This is a genomic window from Vibrio sp. YT-17, from assembly GCF_033337375.1.
GTDB classification, from domain to species: domain Bacteria; phylum Pseudomonadota; class Gammaproteobacteria; order Enterobacterales; family Vibrionaceae; genus Vibrio; species Vibrio alginolyticus.
The window spans coordinates 1-1,030 of the sequence record NZ_JAWOQP010000207.1; the positions used below are offsets into that span (position 1 = coordinate 1).

Genomic DNA, 1,030 nt, shown 5'->3' on the forward strand with positions numbered 1-1,030 from the left:
TACCAGTACGATCAATCACGTTAGTAAATTCTGAAGTTGGCGCCTGTGGTAAACGGATTTCAGTTTTATCATTGGAACCACATCCAACAAGCGAAATAGTAGCCCCGATCAGAATGGCAAGTGTGCTCTTTTTAAACATACTTTTTCCCTATTATTTACGTTATTTTTATATTCTCATTTATATAAATAAGTGTTTTTAATGTGCAGAAGCTCGGCTCGAACTAAATAAGCACGAGCTTCCAATAATTATTCTTTAGCGATAGTGATGGATTTTAATAAATCGCCATTAATATTCGGAATTGTGTCAGCCAAAAATATCTGATTACCAGGCGTAAAAGTGAGTAAAACATTTTTTAGTCGTTGACTGTTTTCACTGGTTTTATTTTGAACATCAAACTCAATTAATTTGTTGTACACTTCATTTGCCAGTTTTTCTTCTTGTTCTTCGGTAATCGCAATGCGTCCAACACAAATTGGAGGTCGAATATCGTGGCTAAACACTTCTTCACGAAAGCGCTGTGCAAATAGCGTGTCTAAATTTGAACCTTCTTCAAAAATAAAGCGGCCTGTATCTTTAAATTGATAGTGTTTATCCCCTTTCAGTTCAATGTAATCCATCATTTCTAGTGCACGTAAATAGAGCGCAACGGAAGTATCACTCAGCTGGTATCTCCGTGCGATCTCTTCTAAAGACCACTCAGGTCGACGCAAAAGATAAAGAAAATCAAATAAGTGAGGATATTGATGGAAAATCTCACTGTTGGTGTCGGTGATAAACTGTTCACTCTCTTGCTGCAGCTGCTTACCTCGCATGGATAACTCAACCAAATCCGTATCAAGGTGCGTGGCGTACAACAAGATTTTATCTAAACCAAGAGACGTATTGTGAAGCTGCCTTTTTATAGTAGAAAGCGGGATTCCAAGTCCAATAGAAAGCTCAGAATATCCAATGCCTTTTTCTTTTATTTTTTCTCGTAAAGCAGCAAGTAAATACGTTGCAGAATTATTCATCGAACAATGCCTGTATTTT

General features: G+C 37.1%; 1 protein-coding gene. It reads right to left on the reverse strand.

The annotated features are described in order from the left end of the window. Positions 1 to 246: 246 nt before the first annotated feature. Entirely contained in the window at positions 247 to 1,011 is a 765-nt protein-coding gene (locus tag R7F67_RS24975; protein WP_025588933.1) for a hypothetical protein, read from the reverse strand. Positions 1,012 to 1,030: the final 19 nt, after the last annotated feature.